This window comes from Oerskovia sp. USHLN155, from assembly GCF_037145535.1.
Lineage (GTDB): Bacteria > Actinomycetota > Actinomycetes > Actinomycetales > Cellulomonadaceae > Oerskovia > Oerskovia rustica.
Map to the genome: position 1 here is coordinate 131,717 of NZ_JBBCXG010000008.1, position 25,056 is coordinate 156,772.

The following is a 25,056-nucleotide window of genomic DNA, read 5'->3' on the forward strand; positions in this document are numbered from 1 at the left end:
CAGCGGTGAACCTCCAGCTTCTCGACCCGGTCCGGATCACGGTCGTCCAGAACTCCCCGGACGTCACCCTGGACATCTTCGCGGACCGGCTCGGCCCCGACGTCCGCCTCGTGCGGCCCTTCGTGGGCGACGCTCTGCCGGACCTCGCGGACCTGGGTGACGGCCTCGTGGTCCTGGGCGGGCAGATGTCCGCCTACGACGACGAGGTGGCCCCCTGGCTTCCCGCGCTGCGCGACCTCCTGAGCGCCGCGGTGCTCGCCGCGGTGCCGACGCTCGGCGTGTGCCTCGGTGCCCAGCTCCTCGCGGTCGCGGGCGGCGGTCACGTGCAGGTCGCGGCCCCTCCCGGGCGCGAGGTCGGTCTGACGCGGGTGTTCTGGAGGACGGGGGCGGAGGTGGACCCGGTCCTCGGTCCGTTGGCCCGCGCCGCGGCGGGGACGGGCAAGCGGGCCCGCTCGCTCACGCTCAGCATGCACGCCGACGCGATCATCGACCTGCCCGAGGGCGCCACCTGGCTCGGCATGTCCGACATGTACCCGTACCAGGCCTTCCGGCTCGGCTCGGCGCTGGGCGTGCAGTTCCACCCCGAGGCGACGCTCGACACGATCCGCCGGTGGGCCGCGGACCACGGCGACGTGGACACCGAGAACGTCCTCGCCGAGGCGGCACCGTTCGAAGGCGAGGTCCTGGAGACTGGCCGCGTCCTCGCGGAGTCGTTCCTCGCCGTCGTGCACGACGACGTCGCTCGGCGGGGCGTGCGGGCGTAGGTCCTGCGTCGGGCTGCGTGTCCGCCGATCGCTACCGGGCGGTCGGTGGGAGGGTGTCGGCATGATCCGACACACCGTCGCCTTCCGCCTGCGCCACCCCGAGGGGTCCGCCGCCGAGGCCGCCTTCCTGACCGACGCCCGCGTCCTGGCGCAGATCCCCGGCGTCGAGAGGTTCGAGCAGCTGCGCCAGACGAGCGCGAAGAACGCGTTCACGTTCGGCTTCTCGATGGAGTTCGCCGACGCCGACGCCTACGCGGCCTACGACGCGCACCCGGACCACCGGGCGTTCGTCGCCGGCCGCTGGGTGCCCGAGGTCGAGGACTTCCTGGAGATCGACTACGAGCCGCTGCCGGCGGGCTGAGCGGCGCGCTCGACACGGTCTGCTGACACGGCGGCGGCCGGCGACCACCGGGTCGCCGGCCGCCGCCGTCGGTCGGGGCCGGGGCCTACCAGCCCCCGGACGGGGCGTCCTGCGTGCCGGCCTCGATCGACGTCACGGTCGTGGGCGTGATCTGCGGGGCCGGGGAGGCGCCGCCGCTCTTGAGCGCCGCGAGCCGCGCCTCGACCTCGATGTTCGCCCCTGACGCCTCGAGCTCCTCGAACTGGGCGTCGAGCGAGGACGCGGCGACCTCGGCCTGGCCGAGCGCCTTGGCCTCCTCGCGACGCACCTTCTCCTCGAAGCGCGACACCTCGCTCGTGGGGTCGAGGACGTTGATCGAGCTGATCGCGCCCTGGACGGTCTGCTGCGCCTCGGCGGACTTCTGGCGGGCGACGAGGGAGTCACGCTTGGACTTGAGCTCGCCCAGCTTGCCCTTCATCTGCGCGAGGCCGGTCTTGAGCTTCTCGACGGTCTCGCGCTGCGACGCGATGAGCGGCTCGGCCTGGCGGACCTCGCCCTCGGCGGAGATCTGCCGCTGGAGCGCGACCTTGGCGAGGTTGTCGAACTTGTCGGCGCCCGCGGTGTCGCCCGACGAGCGGAAACGGTCGGCCTGCGCGGACGCGGCGGCGGCCTTGTCGCCCCACTCGCGCACTGCCGCGACGTCCTCGTTGTAGTCCTGCTCGGCGAGCCGGAGGTTGCCGATGGTCTGCGCGACGGCCTGCTCGGCGTCGGCGATGCTGTTGGTGTAGTCGCGGACGAGCTGGTCCAGCATCTTCTGCGGGTCCTCGGCGCCGTCGAGGAGCGAGTTGATGTTCGCCTTGGCCAGCTGGGTGATGCGTCCGAAGATGCTCTGCTTCTCTGCCATCGGTCGTGCCTTCCTGCTCGTGGATGGGGTGCGCGATGCTCGTGCCTGCCGTGCCGTCCGACCTAGAACCGTCCTCCTCTGCTCGAGCGGCCGCCCGAGGACCTCCCGCCCGACGAGCCCCGCGACGAGCGGCCCGACGACCCGCCGAAGCCACCGCCCCCGAACCCGCCTCCGCCGTAGCCGCCGCCGAACCCGCCTCCCGACCGGCGTCCGCCGCCCCCGCCGCGCAGGATCTGGTCGAGGAGGATGCCGCCCAGGACCATGCCGCCGACGTTGTTGCCGCCGCCTCCAGAGCCGCCGCCGAACATCCCCGCGTCGTTCTGCTGCGACTCCCACGCGGACGCGTCGCGCTGCGCGAGCTGTGCCGCGGCCTGGGCCAGCGCGTCGGCCTGCTGGGCCGTGGCGAGCGCGCGCACGGGGTCGGAGGGCTGGAGGGCACGGGCCTCGCCGAGGTGGCGGATCGCCTCGGAGAGCCGCGTGCGGGCTTCGGGCCCGACGGCGCCGCGCCGGGTCTCGATGAAGTCGTTCGTCGCGCGGATCTGGGAGTCGACGCGCCCGATGGTGTCGCGCAGGAGCGCCGCGGCGCGTGCGGCCTGCTCGGCGCTCGCGCGGAACGGAGCCAGTGCGGCGTCGATCGCGGCCTCGGCGTCGGTGAGCCGGCGCAGGGCCGCGATGGGGTCGCCACCGCTGCGTGCGGTCTGTGCCTCGGCCACTGCGGACTGCGCCTCGGTGGCGCGCGCCGACACGGTCGGGTCGGCCGGTGCGAGGCGGGCGGCGTCGGCGATGTCCGCGGTGATCGACGCGACCGCGACGTCGAGGCGCTGGCCCGCCTGCGCGAGGACCTCGCCCGCGGAGTCGATCGCGTCGAGGAGGGTCACGGCCTGCCCGACGGCGTTCTCGGCGGCGCGGGCGTGCGCGACGGCGGACGCCCGGTCCTTGCCCTCGAGTGCCGACCGCCCGGCGGCGATCGCCTCGCGGGCGCCTGCGACGAGCTGGAGGGCCTGCTGGGGGTTCGCCGAGACGGAGGCGAGCGCTGCCTCGGGGTAGGTCGCGGAGAGCGCGGCGAGCGTGCTGCGGGCCGGAGCGACGCGGGCCTCGACCTCGCCCGCGCGACGTTCGACCGTGTCGAGGACCTCGGGGGCTCGGGACTGCAGGTCGCGCAGCTCGTCGAACTGGGCGGACTCGGTGTCGAGCGAACGGCTCACCTCGGTGCACAGCGCGATGATCTGCACCATCATCGTGCGGGCCTGGGGCTCGGCCTCCGGTGTGTCGTCGTCGAGCTGCTGGCGCAGCGCGAAGGCCTGGGACACCTTCTGCTTGCCCTTCTCGAGCGCGACCTGGAACTCCTGCGTCGCCTCGAGGCCGAACTGGGCCTGCGCGAAGCCGAGCTCCTGCTCGGACGTCTTGACGGCGTCGTCGATCGCGACGAGGGCCGAGCTGGCCCGCCGGTCCAGCTCGTCGGTCGGGAGCTGGGCGAGCTCGTCGGCCTCGTCCGGTCCGCCGGGCCTCGCGGCCGTCCCGCGGCGCTTGCTCAGGATCGCGCGGACCACGAAGAAGCCTGCGATCGCGAGCAGGCCGACCACGAGGGCCACGAGCCAGCCCGAGACGCCCGAGGACGACGAGCCCGTCGCCTCGGCGTGCAGGGAGTCCGCTGCGGCGACCGCGGCCCCCGCCCAGTCGTCCTGCCTGAGCTGGTCCTCGATCGCCTCCTGGACCGTGTCGAGCGAGGCTTCGGACAGTCCGATGTTGTGGTCGGCCGACAGGTCGTACCGGCGGTCCGTGGTCGCGACGGCCAGCAGGACGTCGTCCCGGCCCAGGCCGGACAGGTTGGCCGTCGAGGTGGCCCAGGTCTGCGCATCCTGCCCGTCGAACGTGTCGACGTACACGACGAAGAGCTGGTACGGGGTGTCGTCCTCCAGCCGGTCCATCGCCTTCTCGATCTCGTCGGTCCGGTCCCCGAGCACCCCGGCGGGGTCGGTGATCCTGCCCGGGAGGTTGAGCGGCTGCTCGGCGGTCGCGGTGGAGCCGAGGCCGGTCAGGGTGAGCGCGCCGGCGATCCCGAGCGACAGGGCGCCGCGGAGGACGGACAGACGCGCACGGTGCGCCGGGCGGGGGAGTGCGGGGGGAACGGACGACGAGGCCACCTCGTGATCCTTTCCCACGGGTGCGGGTGTCGCAATCGTGAAACGGGACAGCAGGGGCATTTCACCCGACGTGATGGTTCGAGGCGCGGGGGTGGCGCCACGGACCGTCCGCTGGGAATGTTCGTACGGCGTACCATGTTAGAGGGACGACGTCGACGAGAGGAACCCATGACGACCACGACGACCACGACGCCCGCACGAGCTGCGGCCCCGCTGGCAGCGCCGGCGACGGCACCGCGCCCGGGGGCTGCCCTACCGCCGCTCGTCGACCAGGCCGAGCGGCTGATCGCGCTCGGCGTCCATGCTCTCGCCGGGCTGTCGGCGGACGAGGTGCGCGACGCCGTCGGGCACCTTGCGCACGATGCGCCCGACGGCGGGCTGCTCGCCGTGCATCCCCGCCTCGCCCCGCCGTCCGTCCTCGCGCCGCTCACGAGGCTCGGGGACAAGGAGGGCTTCGTCGTCGTCGACATGGAGGACGTCGACCGCTTCGAGCCGATCGAGGGGCTCGTGCTCCCGGAGGGCCCGCTGTACGTCGTGACCGACGTCGACCGCGGCGACGACCTGGCGAACTGGTCCCCCGACGAGGCGCTGCCCGAGTTCGAGCGACGCGACCGCACGCCGCTCGTTCTCGGCGAAGGGATCCACTGGGCGCTCCAGGCACCCGACGTCGTCGAGCGCAACCACTGCTACATGACGATCGGCTCGCGGCTGCGCAAGGACAAGGGACGTCTCGACGCGCGGACGCCCGCAGTGTGGATCTCGAACGGCACCGGTCGCGACGGCAAGGAGCGACGCGGCGCACCCAAGGTCGGTTGGTGCTGGGCGGGCAACCGGCACACGTGGCTCGGCTTCGCGTCGGGAGCGCGTCGCGTCGGAACCCCGACGGGGTAGGGGGGGGGACGAACGGAGGGGGTGTGTTCTCTGCGGAGCGACGACACCTGGTGCCGCTCCGCAGAGAACACACCCACCTCCCTCTACTGCACGACGCCCAGGTCCTCGGCGTCGACGATGCGGTACGCGTAGCCCTGCTCCGCCAGGAAGCGCTGGCGGTGCGCCGCGAAGTCCTGGTCGACGGTGTCGCGCGAGACCACGGCGTAGAAGTGCGCGGTGCGACCGTCCTGCTTGGGCCGCATGATGCGACCCAGGCGCTGCGCCTCCTCCTGGCGGGACCCGAACGACCCCGACACCTGGATCGCGACCGACGCCTCGGGCAGGTCGATCGAGAAGTTCGCGACCTTGCTCACGACGAGCCGCGAGATCTCCCCGGAACGGAACGCCTCGAACAGCCGCTGGCGCTCGCGCACCGTCGTGGCCCCCGTGATGACCGGCGCGTCGAGGTGGTCGCCGAGCTCCTCGAGCTGGTCGAGGTACTGGCCGATCACGAGGACCTGGTCGTCGGGGTGCGCGGCCGCGATCTGCTCGACGACGCGGTTCTTGCCCGCCGCGGTGGCAGCGAGCCGGTACTTGTCCTCGGGCTCGGCGGTCGCGTACGCCATGCGGTCACGGTCGGACAGCGTGAGGCGCACCTCGACGCAGTCCGCGGGCGCGATGTACCCCTGGGCCTCGATGTCCTTCCAGGGCGCGTCGTACCGCTTGGGCCCGATGAGGCTGAAGACCTCGTCCTCGCGCCCGTCCTCGCGCACGAGCGTCGCGGTCAGTCCGAGGCGGCGGCGCGCCTGGAGGTCCGCGGTCATGCGGAAGATCGGTGCGGGCAGCAGGTGGACCTCGTCGTAGACCACGAGGCCCCAGTCGCGCGCGTCGAGCAGCTCGAGGTGCGTGTAGACACCCTTCCGCTTGGTCGTGAGCACCTGATAGGTCGCGATGGTGACGGGCTTGATCTCCTTGCGGGCGCCCGAGTACTCGCCGATCTCGTCCTCGGTGAGCGTCGTGCGCCGCACGAGCTCGTCGCGCCACTGGCGCGCGCTCACCGTGTTCGTCACGAGGATCAGGGTCGTCGTCCCGGACTTCGCCATGGCCCCGGCGCCGACGATCGTCTTGCCCGCGCCACAAGGGAGCACGACGACGCCGCTGCCCCCGTGCCAGAACCCCTCGACGGCCTGCTGCTGGTAGGGCCGCATGGCCCAGGGCTTGTCCTCGTGCGCCGGGTCGGTCGGCGACAGGTCGATCGGGTGCTTCTCGCCGTCGACGTACCCCGCGAGGTCCTCGGCGGGCCAGCCGAGCTTGAGCAGCACCTGCTTGAGGTGCCCGCGCTCGGACGGGTGCACGACCACCGAGTCGTCCCCGAGCCGGTCGCCCACCAGACCCGCGGTCCGCTTGGACTTGAGGACCTCTGCTAGCACGGCCTTGTCCGTCGCCTGGAGCACGAGCCCGTGCGTCGGGTGCGCGACCAGCTGGAGCCGCCCATAGCGCGCCATGGTCTCCGCGACGTCGACGAGCAGCGCGTGCGGCACGGGGTAGCGGCTGTACTCGAGCAGCACGTTGACGACCTGCTCGGCGTCGTGCCCCGCGGCGCGCGCGTTCCACAGCCCGAGCGGCGTGAGCCGGTAGGTGTGGACGTGCTCGGGGGCGCGCTCGAGCTCGGCGAAGGGGGCGATCGCCCGTCGGGCGTCGCCCGAGCGGGGGTGGTCGACCTCGAGCAGCAAGGTCTTGTCGCTCTGCACGATCAGGGGGCCGTCGGCCATGGGCGTCCTTCCGGGTGGTGCGCCGTGTCGTGACGCGGGTGGTGCGGGCTAGTCGTTCGGCGCCCCCGCCGACGCGTTCGTGGTCGCGTCGGTCGACGCGTCCTGGGTGGGGGCGGGGGCGTCGGTGAAGACGCCCGCGATGCGATGGACGGCGACGGTCAGCTCGGCGTCGCGCGCGGGGTCGAGGGCGCGCAGGCGGCCGCCCTCCAGGACGAGGGGCTTGACGCGGCGCCGGGTCGGCTGACCGGTGGGGTCGATCGTCTCGAGGACCACGTGGTCGCCCGCGTCGATCGCGTCGCGCAGGAGTCCCAACGCCGCGGGGGGTTCGGTTGTTCCGCGAGGTTCGGGCGCGACGTCCTCACGGGTCGTCGTCGTGGGAGGAGCGGCGAGCGCCGCGTCGTCGGCCGCGCGCAGACGGGGGACGAGCTCGGCGTACCGCTCGCGCCGGGCCGCGGCGTCCTCCTGGTGCACCGCCGGCCCGACGGCGGAGCGCCCCCGGGTGGCCGTGTCCAGCGGGCGGCGCCCGCCCACGCGGGAACGGACCGTGGTGCGGAGCCGCTCGGTGCGCACGACCCGCCCGTCGGGTCCCTCGACGGTCGAGGCGAGGCCGCGGTCGCGCAGCGCGGCCTGGAGCGTCGCCGCGGGGACGAGCGAGACCAGCACGGTGGGTGCGATGCGGAACAACGACAGGTGACGCAGCGACGGGTCCTCCACGAGGCCCGTCAGGAGCGCGGCGTCCTCCGCGCGCACGTAGCTCGACGCGCTCCCGACCCGCAGCCGCCCGTGCCGGCGAGCGGTGTCGCGGACCAGGTAGTCGAGGGGTTGGGGGAGCGACGCCCGCGAGTGGCCCGCGAGGTCGGCCAGCAGGTCGTCCGCGGTGCGGCCAGCGTCGAACGCACGGGTCAGTGACTCGGGGGTGAAGCGGACCGTGATCGCAGCCCCGCGCGACTCGACCTCGGCGGCGTCCTCCAGGAGCCGTTCGAGCGCGGTGCTCGGTCGGCCCGGGACGATGCCCGTGAGGTCGCCCTGGAGCAGGAGCTCGTCGACCTCGGGCGGCAGGACCGACTCGAGTGCGGCCGCGAGCGCCGCCTCCGAGGACGTGAGCGCGGGCGCGCCCGACCTGCTCGACTCCGCGGGGGCGTTCGTGCGCGCGACGGGTGCGGCGCCGTCGGGCCGCAGGAGCGCGCGGCCCGTGGGGGCGAGCGCCCCGACCCCCGTGACCCCCAGGAGGTGGGCCTCGTGGAGCAGGCCCTCGATCGCCTGGAGCGGAGGGACCGACCGGGGCGACCCCCAGCGCAGGACCTCCAGGAGGTCGCCCGAGGTCAGGGCCGTCCCGGGGCGGTCGGCGAGCGCGGACAGCAGGTCGGAGCGCAGGCGCGGCACCCACGGCCTGGTGAGGTCGGGTTCGAGCGCGGCGCGCAGCGTGCCCCGCTCGTCGCGGCTGCCGACGGTCCACGGCGTCCGGCCCGAGCCCGCCCAGGCCGCGGCGAGCAGCGCCCAGCGGGCTGCCAGGGGAAGGTCGAGCCAGTCCTCGCCCGCGACCGTGACGGTGAACGAGGGAGGGTCTTCGCCGTCGTCGACCACGAGACCTGCGGCGAGCGCGAGCTCGGCGACGAACGCGGCCGACGGCTCCTCGACCTCGAGGGTCGTCGCGAGGCGCCGGAGGTCCCGCACGCCCAGGCCGCCCGCGCGCAGGACGCTCGGCGGAGAGGCCTGCCACAGCGCGAGGAGGTGGGCGACGAGCCGGACCGCGTCCTGCGCCGCGCGAGCGGCCTCTGCGGCGATGGTGTCCTCGGCGAAGTGCGGGGCGTCGGGCTCGGGCGGGTGGGCGAGCGGCCGGGCGTGCGTGCGGCCCTCGCGCAGGGCGAGGGCGACCTCGCGGGGCAGGACGACGTGCCGCTCGTCGGACGCGAGCAGGAGACGCTGTCGCAGGAGCCACGTCGTCGCCTCGCGACCCACGGGGTCGGCGCGCGGCGCGACGCCCACGGGCGGCCCCCAGGTGAGGGCGTCGAGGATGCTGCGTGCACCGGGTGGCGCGTCCGCGAGGAGGTCGTCGAGGGCGGTCGTCCCGATGCCGGCCGGGCTACCGGTCGGGGTGAGGGAGTCGGCCGGACGAGCAGCGAGCGGTGACGACGGGTCGGTGGGGCCGAGCCCCGCCGGGTAGGGGCCGAGGACCTCGGACAGGCCCGGCGCGACCGCGAGGTCGGTGCGCGGCGACGGGTCGCGGTCCCACAGCAGCGCAGCCTCTTCGAGGTGCGCGAGCGCGGCCCGGACGACCGGGGCGTCCGCGTCGCTCGCGCCGAGCGCGTCGAGGACGCGGTCGACCGTCACGGCCCCGTCGTCGCCAGGGGCGCCGCGCGTGGGTCGGGTGGGTGCTGGGCGGGACGTCGGCGTCCGCGGAGGGGGCTGGTCCCCGAGGACGAGGACGGACTCGAGGACCTGGAGCTCGAGGGCGTCGAGCCGGGCGGTCGCCCGGTCCAGGCTGGTACGGCTGGTGGCGCGTGCTGCGAGCGAGCGCAGCGTCGACGGCGAAGGAGTGGCCAGGTCAGGGCGCTGCAGCAGCAGCGCGACGAGGTGCTCGTCGCTGCGGGAGCGAAGAGCCTCGGGGAAGGTCCGGCGCTGAGCCGGAGGCGTTGAGGCCATCCGTCCGATGTTACGCGGGTCGGGAGTTCTCCCGCCCCGCGCGACCTCCGCACGGACGAGATGCTCAGTCGAAGCTGACGCGCAGGCTCGTGAGGCTGTGGCCGTCCACGACCCGGCTGGAGACGCCGACGGCTCGCAGCGGCTCGACGTACGCGATCCACGAGTCGTCGCCGCCCGTCGCGTCGATGTTCGCGCGGGCGACCGACTCGAGCGCGTCGACGTCGAGGTAGGCCGCGTTGGCTGCGCCCTTCGCGTCGGGCACGACGGTCCGGAAGGCGCCCACGGTGCCGAGCGTCCCGTCCTGGGCGAGCCGTGCGGCGTACGCCTCGTTCGAGGCGACGACGAGCCCGTCCTTCGTGGTCGCGCTCGTGAGCTTCTCCGCGCCGGCGTCCACGAGGATCGCGTCGATGCGGCCGAGGAGGTCCTCGAGCGCGGCCTTGTCGCCGATCGTGCGCGCGCCGAGGTCGACGTCGGCCAGACCGGTCACGGACGAGACGTCGTCGAGCCCGGCGGAGTCGAGCGCGATCACGACCTGCTCGCCGAGCAGGGTCTTGAGGTCCTCGGGCAGCCGCAGGTCGTAGGTCTTCTCGAGCTCGTCGACCGTCTCCTGGAAGCCGAGGCCGCTCGGCAGGAGGTCGTCGGTCGCGCCGCCGGTCGACGGGTCGTCACCGAAGAGGTCGGCCTCCTCGGTGCCCTGGTAGGCGTCGAGGCCCTCGTCGAGCGCCGAGTAGTCCCCGGTGCAGCCCGCCATGAACGACTCGTCGTAGCTCCGGGTGACCTCGGCCAGCTCCTCGGGCGTGAGGCCCCAGTCCGACGCGTCCAACGCGTTCTCGGGCAGCGCGAGCAGTGCCGCGCACTCGGCCTCGGTGGCGGTGGCGAGCGTGCCTGCCGTGCGGACCTCGTGCGAGGACAGGGTCCAGTCGTCGCCGAGCAGGTCGTCCCCGGAGCCCAGGCTCCCCAGTCCGCTCGACCCGTACGCGTCGGCGAGCGTGCTCAGCTGCTCCCAGAGCTGGTCGACCGAGGCGGGGTCGATCGTCGCGGACGAGGCGAACAGGGTGCTGTCCGGCAGCCCCGTGAGGAGCGAGGTCCCCGCCCCCTCCATCGGCGCGAGGACCTTGTCGTCGGCGCCGACGGCGATCGCGATCTCCAGGTGGTCGGCGCCCGCCCGCGCCGCACCGGCGACCGAGCGGAGGCCCTGGGTGACGGCCGCGTCGAGCTCGTCGGCGCCCTCCTGCCCCTCGAGCGCGGCGATCGCGCCCTCGACGTCCGCCCAGTAGGAGATCAGCCCGGGGTCGCCGAGCGCCTTCATGTCGGCGGCGAAGAGCGGGGCGTCGGCCAACGACGCCTTCTTCGCGGCTGCCGCCACGTCGGCGGCCACGACCTTCTCGGAGGTGATCAGGGCGTACCCGTCGGCGAACGCGACCTGTGCGGGCTTCGCGCCGTCGCCGCAGCCCAGGCCGGACTCGATGGCCGCCCGTGCGGCGCCCTCGTCGTTCACCTGGAGGGCGACCACGGGCTCGGGTTCGGGCGCGGATCCTGCGTCCCCGGTCGCGCCCTCGACGGGCGGCAGCACGGCGATCGCGGCACGCTGGCCGATCCACGGTTCGACGTCGGTCGCGTAGTCGATCTCGCACGTCCCGCTCTTCGCGATCGTGTCGACGACGAGCTTGCGGAGGTCGGCGTCGTCGCCCAGGTCGACGTCGAGGTCCGCCGCGAGGTCCGGGAACCTGTTCGCGAGGCGCAGCAGGTTGACCTTCTGCGTGGCCGACGGGTCGAGGTCGACGCGGACGTAGGCGAACGCGGTGTCCGGGAGGGCCGCCTCGGGCTGGGCCCCACCGCCGTCGAGCGCGTTGTAGGCGAACACGCCTCCGCCGACCAGGACGAGAGCCGCGGTCGCCGCACCGCCGAGCACGAGGCCGGTGCGCAGGCGGGAGGGCCCGACGGTCGCGACCGGGGCCTGCCCGGGGGCCGCGCCACCGGCATGCTGCTGCCACGCCCCCGAGGGGTCGGCAGGGGGGAAGGTGGGCGGCGTGGTCATGGGGAACCCTCTGGGTCGGCGGCGGCTCGACCGGCGCGGTGCGTCGGCAGTCGCCCGAAGGCTAGTGGAGGCCGCAGGCAGGCCGCAGCCCCCTTCCATGGGGAGAACTCCCCGCCGCCGGAACTCACCCGGGCGCGCTCGTCGGGGCGCGGCCCGGTGGATGCGACTGTGAGGGCTCTGTCCCGGTAACCTGGGAGTTCTGATTCCCACGAGCACAAACGAGGTTCACGTGCCCACCGGCAAGGTCAAGTGGTTCGACACCGAACGAGGGTTCGGCTTCATCGCGAGCGATGAGGGCGACGAGGTCTTCCTGCACGCTTCCGCCCTGCCCGACGGCGCGGCCCCCAAGCCCGGTGCCCGGGTCGAGTTCGGCGTGGCCGACGGGCGGCGCGGCCCGCAGGCGCTCGCGATCAAGCTGCTCGACCCTGCGCCGTCCGTGGCGAAGGCCCAGCGCCGCCCGGCCGAGGACCTGGGGGTCGTGATCGAGGACCTCATCAAGGTCATGGACAAGGTCGGCGGCTCGCTGCGCCGTGGCCGGTACCCGGATGCCGCGCAGGGAGCCCAGCTCGCCAAGGTGCTGCGCGCCGTCGCCGACGACCTGGAGGCATGACATGGCTGCCGTAGCCGCCGCTGAAGGTTCGACCCGTCGTGTGAGCGCGCGCGCCGCCAAGGACGCCGTGCTCACGGGCGCGGTGGATCTCGCGCGTGCTGCGGCGGAGCAGGTCGCCGAGCACGTCGGGGACGTGGGCGAGCACCTGGGGACGGTCGTCGAGGAGGACCGTCTCATCTCCCACCAGTTCGCGTGCACCATGCTCGGGTACCGGGGGTGGCGCTGGACGGTGACGCTGGCCCGGGTCCCGCGCGGTCGCACCGCGACGGTGTGCGAGGTCGAGCTCCTGCCGGGCGACGGGTCCATCCTGGCTCCCGAGTGGTTGCCGTGGTCGGAGCGTCTGCGGCCGGGGGACATCGGCGTCGGCGACGTGCTGCCGTTCCAGGCGGACGACCCGCGCCTCGAGCCCGGCTACGTGCCGACGGGCGACGAGGAGCAGGACGCCGTCGCGATCGAGGAGCTCGCGCTCGCCCGGGCGCGGGTCCTGTCCCCCGAGGGGCGCGACGAGGCGGCTGAGCGCTGGTACCGCGGCACCCGTGGCCCCACGGCGCCGGGGGCCGTCTCCTCGGCGGCCGAGTGCGGGTCGTGCGGGTTCCTGGTCCCGCTGCAGGGCGCCCTGGGTCAGGTCTTCGGCGTGTGCGCGAACGCGTGGTCGCCCGACGACGGCAAGGTCGTGAGCCTCGACCACGGGTGCGGGGCGCACTCGGAGACGGATGTCGAGCCGCACCCGACCGACTGGCCGGCCGCGGACCCGCTGATCGACGAGATGGACGTCGAGATCGTCCAGCTCCTGGACGCGGCCCGTGACGCGGCGAGCGCCGTACCCGGATCGGGAGAGACTCTCGCAGGCCCGACGACCGAGCGTTCCGCGGAGGCTGCGGCGAGCATCGAGCTCGCCCTGTCGCGGATCACGCTTCCTGAGCCGGGGTCGTCGTCGGGGGCAGAGAGCACACCGGAGACCGCGCCGGAGCAGGACGCGGACCCGGACGAGCCGGCCCGGTGACGACGGACGCCTTCGGGACGTCGGCTCTTCGCCGAGCCGTCACGGAGGCGTGGCTCGCGTCCCCGACGCGCTTCCGGGAGGACGCGAACACCGAGGAGGACCATGCCCGCGGCTACTACCGCGACCGGGTGGTCGTCGAGCTCGCGCAGAACGCGGCCGACGCCGCGGCGCACGCGGGCTCTCCGGGCCGCCTCGTGCTGCGTCTCACGCAGGACACCGACGGTGCGTGGTGGCTGACGGCCGAGAACTCGGGCGCACCGCTGGACGCGGAGGGTGTCGAGTCGTTGTCGTCGATGCGCGCGTCGGCCAAGCGTCCTGCCGGCCCGACGACGGAGCCCCCGTCCGCGGACGGCGCCCCCGGGCGGGTGGGCCGTTTCGGGGTGGGCTTCGCGGCCGTGCGCTCGGTCGCGGACGAGGTCTCGGTGCGCTCGACGCTCGGGGGAGTGACCTTCTCGCTGGGGCGGACGCGAGCGGCACTGTCGGACCTGGTCGCGGGGGCGCAGGCGGAAGCGGGCACCGGGGCCGCAGCGGCTGACCGGCTCGATGCCGCTGTCCGCGAGCGGGGCGACGCCCTGCCCGTGCTGCGGCTCCCGTTCGCGGCGGACGCCCTGCCCGTCGGTCCGGGCGGCCCCGACGGGGCGACCGCTCCTGCCCCGCCGGACACGGTCGTCGCCCTCCGCCTGCGGGACCGGGGCGCGCTCGACGCGGTCCGTGCCCAGCTCGACGAGGTGGACGACGCGCTGCTCCTGGCGCTGCCCGCGCTGGACGAGGTCCTGGTCGAGGTCGAGGACGACGACGGGACCCTGCGGGCGCGCCGTCTGCACGACGTCGCCGCGCGCTGGACGGTCGTGCGCGAGCGCGGGGCCTTCGACGCGGGCCTCCTGGGCACGCTCCCGGTCGAGCAGCGGCACGCCGGATGGAGCCTGCTGTGGGCGCTGCCCCGGTCGGCTCCCGCGCCGAGCGAGGTGGTCGCGGGGGTGCTGCACGCTCCGACGCCGACCGACGAGCCGTTGACCTTCGCGGCGCTCCTCGTCGCCTCGTTCCCCCTGGACCCGAGCCGCCGGCACGTCCTGCCCGGTCCGGTCGCCTCCGCGCTCGCCGGGCTCGCGGGCGGTGCGTACGCGCGGCTGCTCGGGCTCGTCGCCGCCGAGCGCGGCGCGTCGGTCCTGGGCCTCGTACCGACGGGGTTGCCTGCCGGGGCGCTCGACGCCCAGGTCCGGGACGCGGTGCTCGGCGCGCTGCTCGCCACGCCCCTGCTGTCGCCGCCGCTTCCGGGGGCCGACGTCGACGGGCCGCCCGTGCTGCGCGCCGTCGGCCGGATGGTCGCGCCGCGCGATGCCCAGGTCCTCGCGGGCGAGGTCGGACGCGACGCGGCGGTGGTGGCAGTCCTCGGTCGGGCGGTGCCGGACCTCGTCGACGTGCCGCCGTCGCTGCACGCGGTCGCGCGGTCGCTCGGTGTGCGGTCCCGTGAGCTCGCGGACCTGCTCGACGAGCTGCCCGCGGGCATGGACCCGACCGCGTGGCGCGAGGTCTACGCGGCCCTCGCCCCGCACGTGGGTCAGCCGGGGGTGCTCGACGCGCTCGGTGCGGTCACGGTCCCGCTCGCCGACGGCCGGACCGCGCGGGGAGCCCGCGGGGTCCTGCTCCTGGGGGCCGCCGCCTCGGGCAGGGACGATGCGGCGGGGTCGGCCGGTGTCCCCGACCTCGCACGCTCGCTCGGCCTGCGGCTCGTCCATCCCGACGCCGCTCACCCGCTCCTGGAGCGGCTGGGGGCGACGCCGTCGTCGGCTCGTGGGCTGCTGACCGAGCCTGCGGTCAGGGATCATGTGCTGCACCTCGCGGACCAGGTCGCCGACGGCGACCTGCTCGACGACCTCGACGCGGGCGGCGAGGTCCAGGACCCGGTGCCCGCCGCCGTCGGGCAGGTGCTGGCCCTCGTGCGTGCTGCGCTCGCCGAGGGAGCGCTGCCCGAGGACGTGCCCTTCTGGTGGGGCGAGCTCCCGCTGCCGACGGCCGACGGCGAGCTGTCCGCGGCGCGGGAGTGCGTCGTGCCCGGGTCGTGGTCCGCCGAGCACCTGGACGGCCTGGTCCCGCTCGCGGAGGGCGTCCTGGCGCGCTGGGGCGAGGACGTCCTGCGTGCGGTCGGGGTCCCGGCGGACGTGACGGTCCACCGGGTGCGCGACGTCCTGACGCCGTGGGACGTGGACCCGGACCTGCCCGACGACCCCGACGACCCGCAGTCGTGGCTCGACGGCTGGGCCGACTACCTCGCCTTCCTCGGCGGGCTCGTCGGGGGAGGGGCGTACGTGGGGGACCTCGACGCCGTCGCGGACCTGGACGCCGTCGCCGACGACGCGTGGCCCGCGTTCCTCGCGCGCGTGGCCCGCGAGCCCGAGGCCCGCGCCGCCCTCCTCGCCCCCGTCCGGGCGCAGGGCGGAGCGCGGGTCGGGGACGCGCCGTCGTACACCGCGTGGTGGTTGCGCCGGCACCTGGGCGCGCCCTTCGCGGCCGAGCGAGGCGGGGTACCGTTCCTTCCCGACCCGCCCGCCGAGGCCAGCGGCCTGGACGCCGAGGTCGTGCGCGCCCTGGGCGGGGTCGCGGACCTGGGAGATCTGGCACCGGCGGACTGGCCGGACTACCTGGCCGCGCTGCCCGACGTCGGCACGCGCCTCGACCTGCCCGCCGCGCTCGCGGTGTGGCAGGGGTTGGGCGCGCTCGCCCGCTCGGCGCACGGCGGGGAGCTCGACGAGCTGCCCGACCGCCTGCCCGGTCTGCGCGGGTCCGTCGCGACCTGCGCCCGGGCCGAGGACCTGGCCGTGGCGCCGAGCGCGATGTGGGCGCAGGTGCGGACCGTGCTGCCGGTCGCCCTTGCGGGGCGGACCTCGCCGGCCGCGGACACGGGAGCGGTCCTGGCGGACCTCCTGGACCTGCCGCTGCTCCCGGCCCCGGGCGCGCCGGACGTCCCCCTGCCCGACGGCGCCGGCTCACCGCAGGCGCTCGACCCTCGGGTCGCGGCGCTCGTCCCGGGAGTGCCCGGCGACTGGTTCGAGCACGACGCCCTGGCGGTGGACGGCGTCGAGGTCGACTGGTGGGTGTGCGCGGGCAGCGCGGGACCCGAGGTCCACGCCTCCACGACCGCGGGCCTGGCGCGCGGCCTGGCCGCGGTCGCCGGGCGGCCCGGGGCGCGGCACCTCCTGGAGTCCGCGCTTCTCGACCCCGCCGCGGCCGAGGACCTGCGGGCCGAGACCGCGTGGGACGGGGAGTGAGCGGTCCGACGGCGGGAACCGCCACCGGACCGTCCGGCATCTTCGACCGCCGCCTCGTGGGCGGTGTGTACGTCCCGACCTTCGTGTTCGAGGCGGGGGTGAGCGCGATCGTCCCCGTCGTGGCGCTGAGCGCCATCTCGATGGGGGCCGGGATCGCGCTGGCCGGGTTCGTCGTCGCGCTGCTGGGGCTCGGGCAGATCGCCGGTGACGTGCCGGCCGGTGCGTTCGCGGCCCGGTTCGGCGACCGGCGGGCCATGATGACGGCCGCGGCCGCCTCGATCGTCGGCCTCGTGGCGTGCGCGCTCGCCCCCAACCTGTGGGTCCTGGGCGCGGGGGTCTTCTGCGTCGGCATGACCAACGCGGTCTTCATGCTCGCCCGGCAGGCGTACCTGACCGAGGTCACGCCCGTGCTCAAGCGGGCCAGGGCGCTGTCGACACTCGCGGGCACGCACCGGATCGGCGCGTTCGTGGGGCCGTTCGCGGCGGCCGCGGTCCTGTGGGTCTGGGACCTGCCCGCGGTGTACTGGCTGGCGGTCGGCACGAGCGTCGTCGCCGGGCTGGTGACGGCCCTCGTGCCCGACGTCGCGGCCGGCTCGACGGCTCACCGGCGGTCCATGGCCCCCGTCAGCTTCCGCACGGTGCTGGCCGCGAACTGGCGGGTGTTCGCGACGCTCGGGATCGCGGTCGTCATGGTCGGGGCCACGCGGGCGGCCCGGCAGGTCGTGCTGCCCCTGTGGTCCGAGCACCTGGGCTTCAGCCCCGCCACCACGAGCGTGATCTTCGGGCTCTCGGGAGCCGTCGACATGCTGCTGTTCTACCCCGCGGGGAAGGTCATGGACCGCTGGGGGAGGCTGTGGGTGGCGATCCCCTGCATGGTCGTCCTCGGCGGGGCGATCGTCGTGCTGCCGCTCACGAGCACCGTCGCGGGGGTGGCCGTCGTCGCGATGGTCATGGGCTTCGGCAACGGGATCGGCTCGGGCATCCTCATGACGCTCGGGGCCGACGTCGCACCACCGGACGTCCGTGCGCAGTTCCTCGGGATCTGGCGGCTCTTCCAGGACTCCGGCTCCGCGCTCGGCCCGCTCGTGGTCTCGGCCGGTGCCGCGCTGGGGAGCCTCGCGGGCGGGATCGTCGCCTCGGGGACGGTCGGCCTGCTCGGGGCCGTCGCGCTCGCGCGGTGGGTCCCGCGGTGGTCGGTGCACGCGAACCGGACCACGCGCCGTCGGGCGGGGATAGAGAGCTAGCCGCGTCCCTCGTGGCTGAGGGCGGGTGCGGTGCGCGTGCTGCGGCGAGAGGGCGGTGTCGCGCGCCCCTAGCCCTGCGAGCGGTACTCGCTCCGGTTGCGGCGTTCCCAACCGAGACCGATCATGCCGAGCACGATCCCGGCCGCGCAGGTCGCGGGGAGCTCGAACGTCGCCCGGTCGAGGACCAGGAGGACGACCGAGACCACGAGGGCGACGGCCCACAGGCTCATTCCCACCAGGATCACGGGCTTGAGATCGACGCGCAGCGCCGGCGGGTTGGGGCGGCGCCGCTCCGGGTGGACCAGCAAGGAGATCATCGAGGGCACGCTCGCAGTCTACGTCTCGCGAACGTCCCGTCGGGTGAAAAAGAAGTCGGTGTCGCTCGGCGCGTCGTTCCGCCCGGTGTGAAGGAGGTCGTGCTAAAAGGCGCTCCTCCGGTCTGGGGTGCCGTGGCGCGAACCGGGCAAAACCCCCTGAACCGGGCGCTGGACCAGCGGCAGCGACCGACGGTGTGTGCGACCCGCAAGGAAGACGTGCCCGTTTTCACCCGTGAGCGGCGTCACAAGACCGTCGAGGAGAGGTCTCTCCCGGGTGAGACGGGACGCGGACGGGGTTCCAGTGCGGCAACCCCAGCCGCTACGATCCCCACTTCGCCGCTCCTACTTCGTTGGACGGCTGTACAGGAAATTACGGGCTCGCTCGTAGCGCTGAACCGAGGGGATTCCGGTCCTCCTCGACTTGGACATCTGTCCATCACCATTCTCCGACCTGCCGAGTCTCCCGGACCGGCGCCAGGATCGGCGGGATCCCAGGCTTGGGACTCGCCGGGCGGGCGTTCTTCTCACCCGGGTGAAAAGGCTGGTGGGTCATTCATTTCTTTGTGCGCCGACTCTTACGATGAGGCGTTCCGGCGGTCCAGAAGCGGCCGTCGGATTGATCGAGAGGTAGCCGGGCCATGGCCGGAAGCGTCATTCACGATTCGCGTCGTGGACTCCGCCACATCCTGACGACGGCGCAACCCGGGCCCCTTCGGGCGGTGCGCGCCGCGTTCGAGTCGGTCACGTGGGAGCGGTCGTACCGGATCCGCCTCGTCGTCACCGACTTCCTCGCGATCACGATCGGGGTCACCGCGGCGTACTTCCTGCGGTGGGACCAGTTCATCAGCCAGCCCGTCCGCGAGAACCTGTTCCTGCCCTACCTCGTGCTGAGCGTCCTGATCGGCGTCGCCTGGGCCGGCTCGCTCGCGTTCGCCAAGACGCGCGACGTGCGGGTCGTCGGCAGCGGGCCGACCGAGTACCAGCGGGTCTTCGACGCGTCCTGGCGACTCTTCGGCATCCTCGCGATCCTCGCCTTCCTGCTGCGCTTCCAGGAGGCCCGCGGCTACCTGATCTTCGCGTTCCCGCTCGGCCTCGCCGGGCTGCTCCTGGGCCGCTACTTCTGGCGGCAGTGGCTGCACCGCAAGCGGGCCGTGGGTTCTCACCGGACCGCGGTCCTCGCGATCGGGCACCGGGACCAGGCCGAGCGCCTGATCCGCGACCTGAACGAGCGGGACAGCTCCGGGTACCGGGTGGTCGCCGTGTGCACACCCAGCGGTCGCGCCGTTGAGGGTGACGCCATCCTGGGCGTGCCCGTCCTCGGAGACCTCCGCTCGGCAGGCGAGATCGCGGCGCGGGTCGGCGCCGGGTGCGTCGCGGTGAGCGGCTCGGACGCCGTGACCGCGGACGTCGTGCGCCACCTCAGTTGGGAGCTCGAGCCCTTCGGTGTCGACCTCATGCTGACGACCGAGCTGGTCGACGTCGCCGGACCCCGCATCACCATCACCCCGGCCGAGTCCGTGTCCCTCCTGCACGTCGACGCTCCTCGGTTCAGCGGCCCCAAGTTCGTGGTCAAGTCGATCTCGGACTGGTTCGGTGCGGCGATCCTGACGTTCCTCCTGTTGCCTGTCCTGATCGCGGTCGGGCTCGCGGTGCGGCTCACGAGCCGTGGACCGGTCTTCTACTCCCAGCAGCGCGTCGGGCGCAACGGCGAGACGTTCTCGATGCTCAAGTTCCGTTCCATGCGCGTCGGGTCCGACCTGGACCTCACCGCGCTCGCCGCGAACAACGAGGGGTCCGGGCCGCTCTTCAAGATCCGCAACGACCCTCGCGTCACGACCGTCGGCCGCTTCATCCGTCGCTACTCGCTCGACGAGCTGCCGCAGATCTTCAACGTCCTGCGGGGCGACATGAGCCTCGTGGGGCCCCGCCCGCCGCTGCCGCGCGAGGTCAGCACCTACGAGAAGAAGGTGCGCAGGCGCCTGCTCGTCAAGCCCGGCCTGACGGGACTGTGGCAGGTCGGTGGACGCTCGGACCTGTCCTGGGAGGAGAGCGTGCGCCTCGACGTCTACTACGTCGAGAACTGGACGTTGTTCGGCGACATCCTCATCCTGGCGCGCACGGCGAGAGCCGTCGTCTCCGGGCACGGGGCGTACTGAGCACTGCCGTCGCCGGGCTGCGCGCTCGGCGACGGGCGCTCGGCGACCGCCGACCCGTGGGTGTCTGTCGGCGTGAGCCTGCCGCGTGTCGCGAGGCGGGACGTGACCGCGGACACGTCACTAGCACGTCACGTGGACGATTCGGAAGCGCAACACGGGATCTGGCACCATTCTCCCCATGACCACCACGACTGACGAGCGCGAAGCCCCCCCGCGTTCCAGCGGCATCGACCGCTTCTTCAAGATCACCGAGCGCGGCTCGACCATCGGCGCCGAGATCCGTGGCGGTCTCGTCACGTTCTTCGCGATGTCCTACATCATCATCCTCAACCCGATCATCCTCGGGACGGCCCCCGACGGTACGGGCCAGTTCCTGGGTGGCGGCGCGGACGGCGCGAACTTCCCGATGATCGCCGCGACCACGGCACTCGTCGCGGGCATCATGACGATCGCGATGGGCGTGTTCGCGAACTACCCCATGGCTCTCGCGGCCGGCCTCGGGCTGAACGCGGTCGTGGCCTTCACGATCGCGTCGATCCCCGAGGTCACGTGGGCCGACGCGATGGGCATCGTCGTCATCGAGGGCCTCATCATCCTGGTGCTCGTCCTCACGGGCTTCCGCGAGGCCGTCTTCCGTGCGGTCCCGGTCGAGCTGAAGACCGCGATCAGCGTGGGCATCGGCCTGTTCATCGCGCTCGTCGGCCTGGTCAACGCCGGGTTCGTCGCCGCGGGCGGCGGCACGCCGCTCCAGCTCGGCGCGACCGGTTCGCTCGCGGGCTGGCCGATCCTGGTCTTCGTCGTCGGCCTGGTCCTCATGATCGTCCTGTGGGTCCGCAAGGTCCGGGGCGCGATCCTCATCTCGATCCTCGCCGCGACGGTCCTCGCAGTGGTCATCCAGGCGGTCGCGGGCGTCGGCACCAAGGGTGCGGGCGCGTCGAACGGGTGGAGCCTCAACGCTCCCGAGCTCGACGGCAGCCCGGTCGCGGTCCCCGACTTCGGTCTGCTGGGTCAGTTCTCGCTGCTCGGGTCGATCGAGAAGGTCGGCATCGTCACGGTCGTCCTGCTCGTCTTCTCGCTGCTGCTCGCCGACTTCTTCGACACCATGGGCACCATGGTCGCGGTCGGTGCGGAGGGCAAGCTGCTCGACGAGACGGGCAACCCGCCGAAGTCGCGTGCGATCCTCATCGTCGACTCGGTCGCCGCGGCGGCCGGTGGTGCCGCGAGCGTCTCGTCCAACACGAGCTACGTCGAGTCCACGACCGGTGTCGGCGAGGGTGCGCGCACGGGCCTCGCGGCCGTCGTGACGGGTATCGCCTTCCTGCTGGCGACGTTCCTGTCGCCGCTCGTCGCCCTCGTCCCGAGCGAGGCCGCCGCGCCTGCGCTGGTCCTCGTCGGCTTCCTCATGATGACGCAGATCACGGGCATCAAGTGGACGAACGTCGAGGTCGCGATCCCCGCGTTCCTCACGATCGCCCTCATGCCCTTCACCTACTCGATCACCGCGGGCATCGGCGCGGGCTTCCTGGCCTTCGTGGTCATCAAGCTGGCGCTCGGCAAGGTCAAGGCGATCCACCCGCTCATGTGGGTCTCCGCCGTCGCGTTCATCATCTACTTCACCCTCGACCCGATCAGCGACGCCCTGGGCGTCTGACGTACGCTCTCAGGCGATGAGCCTCCCGATCCTGCGCCTGACGCCCACCCTCCAGTCCTACGACTGGGGTTCGAGGAGCGCGCTGCACGCGCTCCTGGGGTTGGAGCAGGACGGTGAACCTCTCGCCGAGCTGTGGATGGGGGCGCATCCGAAGGGCCCGTCGTCGGCTTCGGCCGACGGCGGGCCTTCGGTGTCCCTCGCGGACCTGATCCGCAACGACCCGGTCCAGATGCTCGGGCAGCGCGTTCTCGACGACTACGGTCCGCGACTGCCGTACCTGCTGAAGGTGCTCGCCGCCGACCGCGCGCTGTCGCTGCAGGTGCACCCGCAGCCGCACCGAGCACGTGCCGGTTTCAACCGGGAGAACCGCGAGGGCGTCCCGCGCGACTCGCCGGAGCGCAGCTTCCACGACGACCAGCACAAGCCGGAGATGGTCGTGGCGGTCTCCCGGTTCGAAGGGCTCTCGGGGTTTCGTCGTCCGGTGCGGATCCTGGAGCTGCTGGACGGGCTGCGCGGCGACCTGGTCGCCGGGATGAGGGCTGCGCTCGAGGCGCAGCGTTCGGCAGCGGGCCTGCGGGAGGCCTTCACGCTCGCCCTGCACGCCAGGACGGCGCCCGACGTCGCAGGCGACCTGGCGTCGACCGTCGCCGACGTCCGGGCCCGCCTGGCAGCAGGTACGACGTCGCCGCGCGCCGACGCGACCGTGGTCGCCCTCGCGGAACAGCACCCGGGGGACCCGGGTGCCGTGGTGTCGCTGATGCTGAACCGGGTCACGCTCGAGCCGGGGGAGTCGATGTTCGTCCCCGCCGGGCACGTGCACGCCTACCTGTCGGGATGCGCGGTAGAGATCATGGCGAGCTCGGACAACGTGCTGCGTGCGGGGCTGACCAGCAAGCGCGTGGACGTCGAGTCGCTCCTGGCCTGCGTGACGTACGCCCCCGGGCCTGCGGCACGGCCCCGGATCCGGCCGCTGGGGGCGGCCGCTGCGCCGGGGCGACGGGGCGCGCCCGCGGTGGACAGAGGACTGCAGGAGTACCGGGCCTCGATCGCGGAGTTTGCGCTGGTCATGGGCGAGGTGGGAAGCGAGGTCGCCCCCCTCCCGGCCGAGGGACCGAGGATCGTGCTCGCGCTGGACGGAGGTCTCGAGGTGGGGTGCTCCGGCGATGCAGGAGGGGTACCGGGTGAATCCCTCCGTACCCGCCTACGGGTGGGGGAGTCGGTCTTCGTCCCGCATGCAGCGGGACGGTTGTCGCTGCACGGATCCGGCCGCGCGGTGGTCGCCTACGTGCCCTGAGGGCGGTGGGCTGGGCGGGGCCTGAGAGCGGTACTATAGTCCCGCACTCCGTGGCTCGCTCGTTCAAGCCGGCCCCGCGCAGGCGCTGGGTCAGGGTGTTCCACAGCAACGAGCCAGGATGGCAGATGTGACGACTCGCAGGGGCGGGGGACTGGGCGCGGCGCGCCGGGCCCTCTGGCATCTTCGGCACGGTGGCGTGCCGCAGATGCGATCCTTCTTGCGTCGACAGCGCGTGCCCTCCCCGGGGAGCGGACGCGGGGGGTACTTCACCAAGGACGGACTGACGTTCGACCCCTGGGACTTCTCGGACCGTCGGCCGTCGCGGCCAGACCTGCGCGTCGGGGTGATCCTCGACGACTTCTCCCGGCTCGCGTTCGCTCTCGAGTGGGAGCAGGTCCTCCTCGAGCCCACGACGTGGCGTCAGGCCCTCGCCGACGAGCCCATCGACCTCCTCTTCGTCGAGTCGGCGTGGAACGGAAACGGCGGAGCCTGGCAGTACCACCTGACCGGGACCTCCGCTCCCAGAACGGCGTTCGTCGAGCTGGTCGCGCACTGCCGCGACCTGGGCATCCCGACGGTCTTCTGGAACAAGGAGGACCCCGTCCACTTCGAGGACTTCCTCGATGCCGCAGCACTCTTCGACCATGTCAGCACGACCGACGTCGACCGCGTGCCGGACTACGTCGAGCGTCTCGGTCACGACCGCGTGAGCGTTCTCCCCTTCGCTGCCCAGCCCGCGATCCACAACCCCGTGCGGCCGCACGGCCGTGGCCCGGAGCGGGACGTCGCGTTCGGCGGCATGTACTTCGCCCACAAGTACCCCGAGCGACGCGAGCAGATGGATCTGCTTCTCGGCGGGGCGTTCGACGTCTCGTCGCGGATGGAGCACGGCCTCGAGATCTTCTCCCGCTTCCAGGGCGGGGACCCGAACTACCAGTTCCCGGAGCCGCTGGCGGGCCGTGTCGTCGGGTCCTTGGACTACGAGCGGATGCTGACCGCGTACCGCGAGTACAAGGTGTTCCTCAACGTGAACTCGATCGTGGGCTCCCCGAGCATGTGCGCTCGCCGGGTCTTCGAGATCACGGCCTGCGGCACGCCGGTGGTGACGACGTCGAGTCGAGCGATCGGCGAGCTCTTCCCGGCGGACGAGGTCTTCGTGGTCGCGGACCGGGCGGAGGCAGCGGACACGGTCCGTGCCCTCGTGCGATCGGCGGAGCTGCGTGATCGCGCAACACACCTGGGCCAGCGCAGGATCTGGCGAGAGCACACCTATGGCGCGCGCGTGCAGAGCGTCCTGCACAGCGTCGGCCTGGCCGAATCCCCGGTGGTGCCGCGTGCGACGGTCACGGCCCTGGTCTCGACCAACCGGCCCCACCAGCTCGACCACGTCCTGCGGACGGTCGGCAGCCAGGAGGACGTGGGGCTCCAGCTGGCCCTGCTGACCCACGGGTTCGAGGTCGACGAGACAGACCTGCGGGTGCGCGCCGAGGAAGCCGGTGTCGAGGAGCTGGTCCTCCTGACGGCAGGCTCCGAGGTCCCGCTCGGCGGTTGCCTCAACCGGCTCGTCGCGGCCGCCGACGGCGACGTCGTCGCCAAGATGGACGACGACGACCTGTACGGGGCGCAGTACCTCTCCGACCAGCTGTACGCCATGGCGTACAGCGATGCCGAGGTCGTGGGCAAGCAGGCGCACTACATGTACGTCGAGGGCATGGACGCTACGCTGCTGCGGTTCGCGGATCGTGAGCGCCGGTTCACCGACCGGGTGATGGGGCCGACGATCGTCGCCCGGCGAGACCTCGTGGCGACGACTCCGTTCCAGGACGTGAGCCGCGGCGAGGACTCTGCCTTCCTTCGGGACGCCGTCGACGCGGGAGCCCGCGTCTACTCGGCGGACCGCTTCAACTTCGTCCAGGTGCGCTCCGGGTCCGGTGCGCACACCTGGACGGTGTCCGACGCCGAGCTGCTTGCGAGCGGCGAGGTGCAGTTCTACGGGCGTGCGGACTCGCACGTCCTTTTCTGAGCAGGGAGAACGGGAAC

At 73.4% G+C, this 25,056-nt stretch carries 17 protein-coding genes; 11 read left to right on the forward strand and 6 right to left on the reverse strand.

Features of this window, described 5'->3' with window-relative positions; translation table 11 throughout:
- Positions 1-5: 5 nt before the first annotated feature.
- Complete coding sequence (locus tag WFH32_RS13050) at positions 6-764, forward strand: type 1 glutamine amidotransferase (RefSeq protein WP_318244117.1); 759 nt, start codon at positions 6-8, stop codon at positions 762-764.
- A 61-nt stretch (positions 765-825) separates the two neighbouring features.
- Positions 826-1,125 carry a Dabb family protein gene (locus WFH32_RS13055; RefSeq protein ID WP_191796272.1) on the forward strand — a complete coding sequence of 100 codons (300 nt, stop codon included), beginning with the start codon at positions 826-828 and terminating at the stop codon, positions 1,123-1,125.
- An 85-nt stretch (positions 1,126-1,210) separates the two neighbouring features.
- On the opposite strand, the gene WFH32_RS13060 is transcribed toward WFH32_RS13055, so the two are convergent.
- Together WFH32_RS13060 and WFH32_RS13065 are read right to left on the reverse strand one after the other, a co-directional pair.
- Complete coding sequence (locus WFH32_RS13060; RefSeq protein ID WP_191796273.1) at positions 1,211-2,008, reverse strand: PspA/IM30 family protein; 798 nt, start codon at positions 2,006-2,008, stop codon at positions 1,211-1,213.
- A gap of 62 nt (positions 2,009-2,070) precedes the next feature.
- On the reverse strand, positions 2,071-4,152 hold the full coding sequence (locus tag WFH32_RS13065) for a TPM domain-containing protein (protein WP_336707777.1): 2,082 nt from the start codon (positions 4,150-4,152) through the stop codon (positions 2,071-2,073).
- A gap of 168 nt (positions 4,153-4,320) precedes the next feature.
- On the opposite strand from WFH32_RS13065, the gene WFH32_RS13070 reads away from it, so the two are divergent.
- On the forward strand, positions 4,321-5,043 hold the full coding sequence (locus WFH32_RS13070) for a DUF5701 family protein (RefSeq protein WP_336707778.1): 723 nt from the start codon (positions 4,321-4,323) through the stop codon (positions 5,041-5,043).
- A gap of 83 nt (positions 5,044-5,126) precedes the next feature.
- Here WFH32_RS13070 and WFH32_RS13075 read toward each other — a convergent pair whose 3' ends face one another.
- From WFH32_RS13075 to WFH32_RS13085, 3 genes are all read right to left on the reverse strand, one after another.
- On the reverse strand, positions 5,127-6,794 hold the full coding sequence (locus WFH32_RS13075; protein ID WP_138822945.1) for a DNA repair helicase XPB: 1,668 nt from the start codon (positions 6,792-6,794) through the stop codon (positions 5,127-5,129).
- Positions 6,795-6,842: 48 nt separating this feature from the next.
- On the reverse strand, positions 6,843-9,437 hold the full coding sequence (locus WFH32_RS13080) for a helicase-associated domain-containing protein (protein ID WP_336707780.1): 2,595 nt from the start codon (positions 9,435-9,437) through the stop codon (positions 6,843-6,845).
- A 64-nt stretch (positions 9,438-9,501) separates the two neighbouring features.
- Positions 9,502-11,475, reverse strand: coding sequence for a DUF3352 domain-containing protein (locus WFH32_RS13085; protein ID WP_336707781.1), 1,974 nt, complete (start codon positions 11,473-11,475; stop codon positions 9,502-9,504).
- A gap of 229 nt (positions 11,476-11,704) precedes the next feature.
- Here WFH32_RS13085 and WFH32_RS13090 point away from each other — a divergent pair, with 229 nt between their 5' ends.
- The 4 genes from WFH32_RS13090 to WFH32_RS13105 are packed head-to-tail and all read left to right on the forward strand — an operon-like array spanning position 11,705 to position 17,598.
- Positions 11,705-12,085, forward strand: a complete 381-nt coding sequence (locus WFH32_RS13090) for a cold-shock protein (protein ID WP_030144143.1) — start codon at positions 11,705-11,707, stop codon at positions 12,083-12,085.
- Between the two features lies 1 nt (position 12,086).
- Positions 12,087-13,088: a DUF3027 domain-containing protein gene (locus WFH32_RS13095; protein WP_191796277.1), complete on the forward strand. Its 1,002-nt coding sequence runs from the start codon at positions 12,087-12,089 to the stop codon at positions 13,086-13,088.
- Positions 13,085-16,354, forward strand: a complete 3,270-nt coding sequence (locus WFH32_RS13100; RefSeq protein WP_336707784.1) for a sacsin N-terminal ATP-binding-like domain-containing protein — start codon at positions 13,085-13,087, stop codon at positions 16,352-16,354. The genes WFH32_RS13095 and WFH32_RS13100 overlap by 4 nt, the downstream gene beginning before the upstream one ends.
- On the forward strand, positions 16,351-17,598 hold the full coding sequence (locus WFH32_RS13105; RefSeq protein WP_318244119.1) for an MFS transporter: 1,248 nt from the start codon (positions 16,351-16,353) through the stop codon (positions 17,596-17,598). The genes WFH32_RS13100 and WFH32_RS13105 overlap by 4 nt, the downstream gene beginning before the upstream one ends.
- A gap of 68 nt (positions 17,599-17,666) precedes the next feature.
- On the opposite strand, the gene WFH32_RS13110 is transcribed toward WFH32_RS13105, so the two are convergent.
- Positions 17,667-17,915, reverse strand: a complete 249-nt coding sequence (locus tag WFH32_RS13110; protein ID WP_225228097.1) for a DUF2530 domain-containing protein — start codon at positions 17,913-17,915, stop codon at positions 17,667-17,669.
- Positions 17,916-18,634: 719 nt separating this feature from the next.
- Between WFH32_RS13110 and WFH32_RS13115 the strand changes: the two genes are divergently transcribed.
- The 4 genes from WFH32_RS13115 to WFH32_RS13130 all read left to right on the forward strand — a co-directional run bounded on the left by WFH32_RS13115 (position 18,635) and on the right by WFH32_RS13130 (position 25,039).
- Positions 18,635-20,071 (forward strand): sugar transferase, encoded by a 1,437-nt coding sequence (locus WFH32_RS13115; protein ID WP_318244120.1) that lies wholly within the window; start codon positions 18,635-18,637, stop codon positions 20,069-20,071.
- 178 nt (positions 20,072-20,249) lie between these two features.
- Positions 20,250-21,722: an NCS2 family permease gene (locus WFH32_RS13120; RefSeq protein WP_336707786.1), complete on the forward strand. Its 1,473-nt coding sequence runs from the start codon at positions 20,250-20,252 to the stop codon at positions 21,720-21,722.
- A 16-nt stretch (positions 21,723-21,738) separates the two neighbouring features.
- Positions 21,739-23,016 (forward strand): mannose-6-phosphate isomerase, class I, encoded by a 1,278-nt coding sequence (gene manA, locus WFH32_RS13125; RefSeq protein WP_336707788.1) that lies wholly within the window; start codon positions 21,739-21,741, stop codon positions 23,014-23,016.
- Between the two features lie 205 nt (positions 23,017-23,221).
- Positions 23,222-25,039, forward strand: a complete 1,818-nt coding sequence (locus WFH32_RS13130) for a glycosyltransferase family protein (protein ID WP_336707790.1) — start codon at positions 23,222-23,224, stop codon at positions 25,037-25,039.
- The last annotated feature ends 17 nt before the right edge of the window (positions 25,040-25,056 follow it).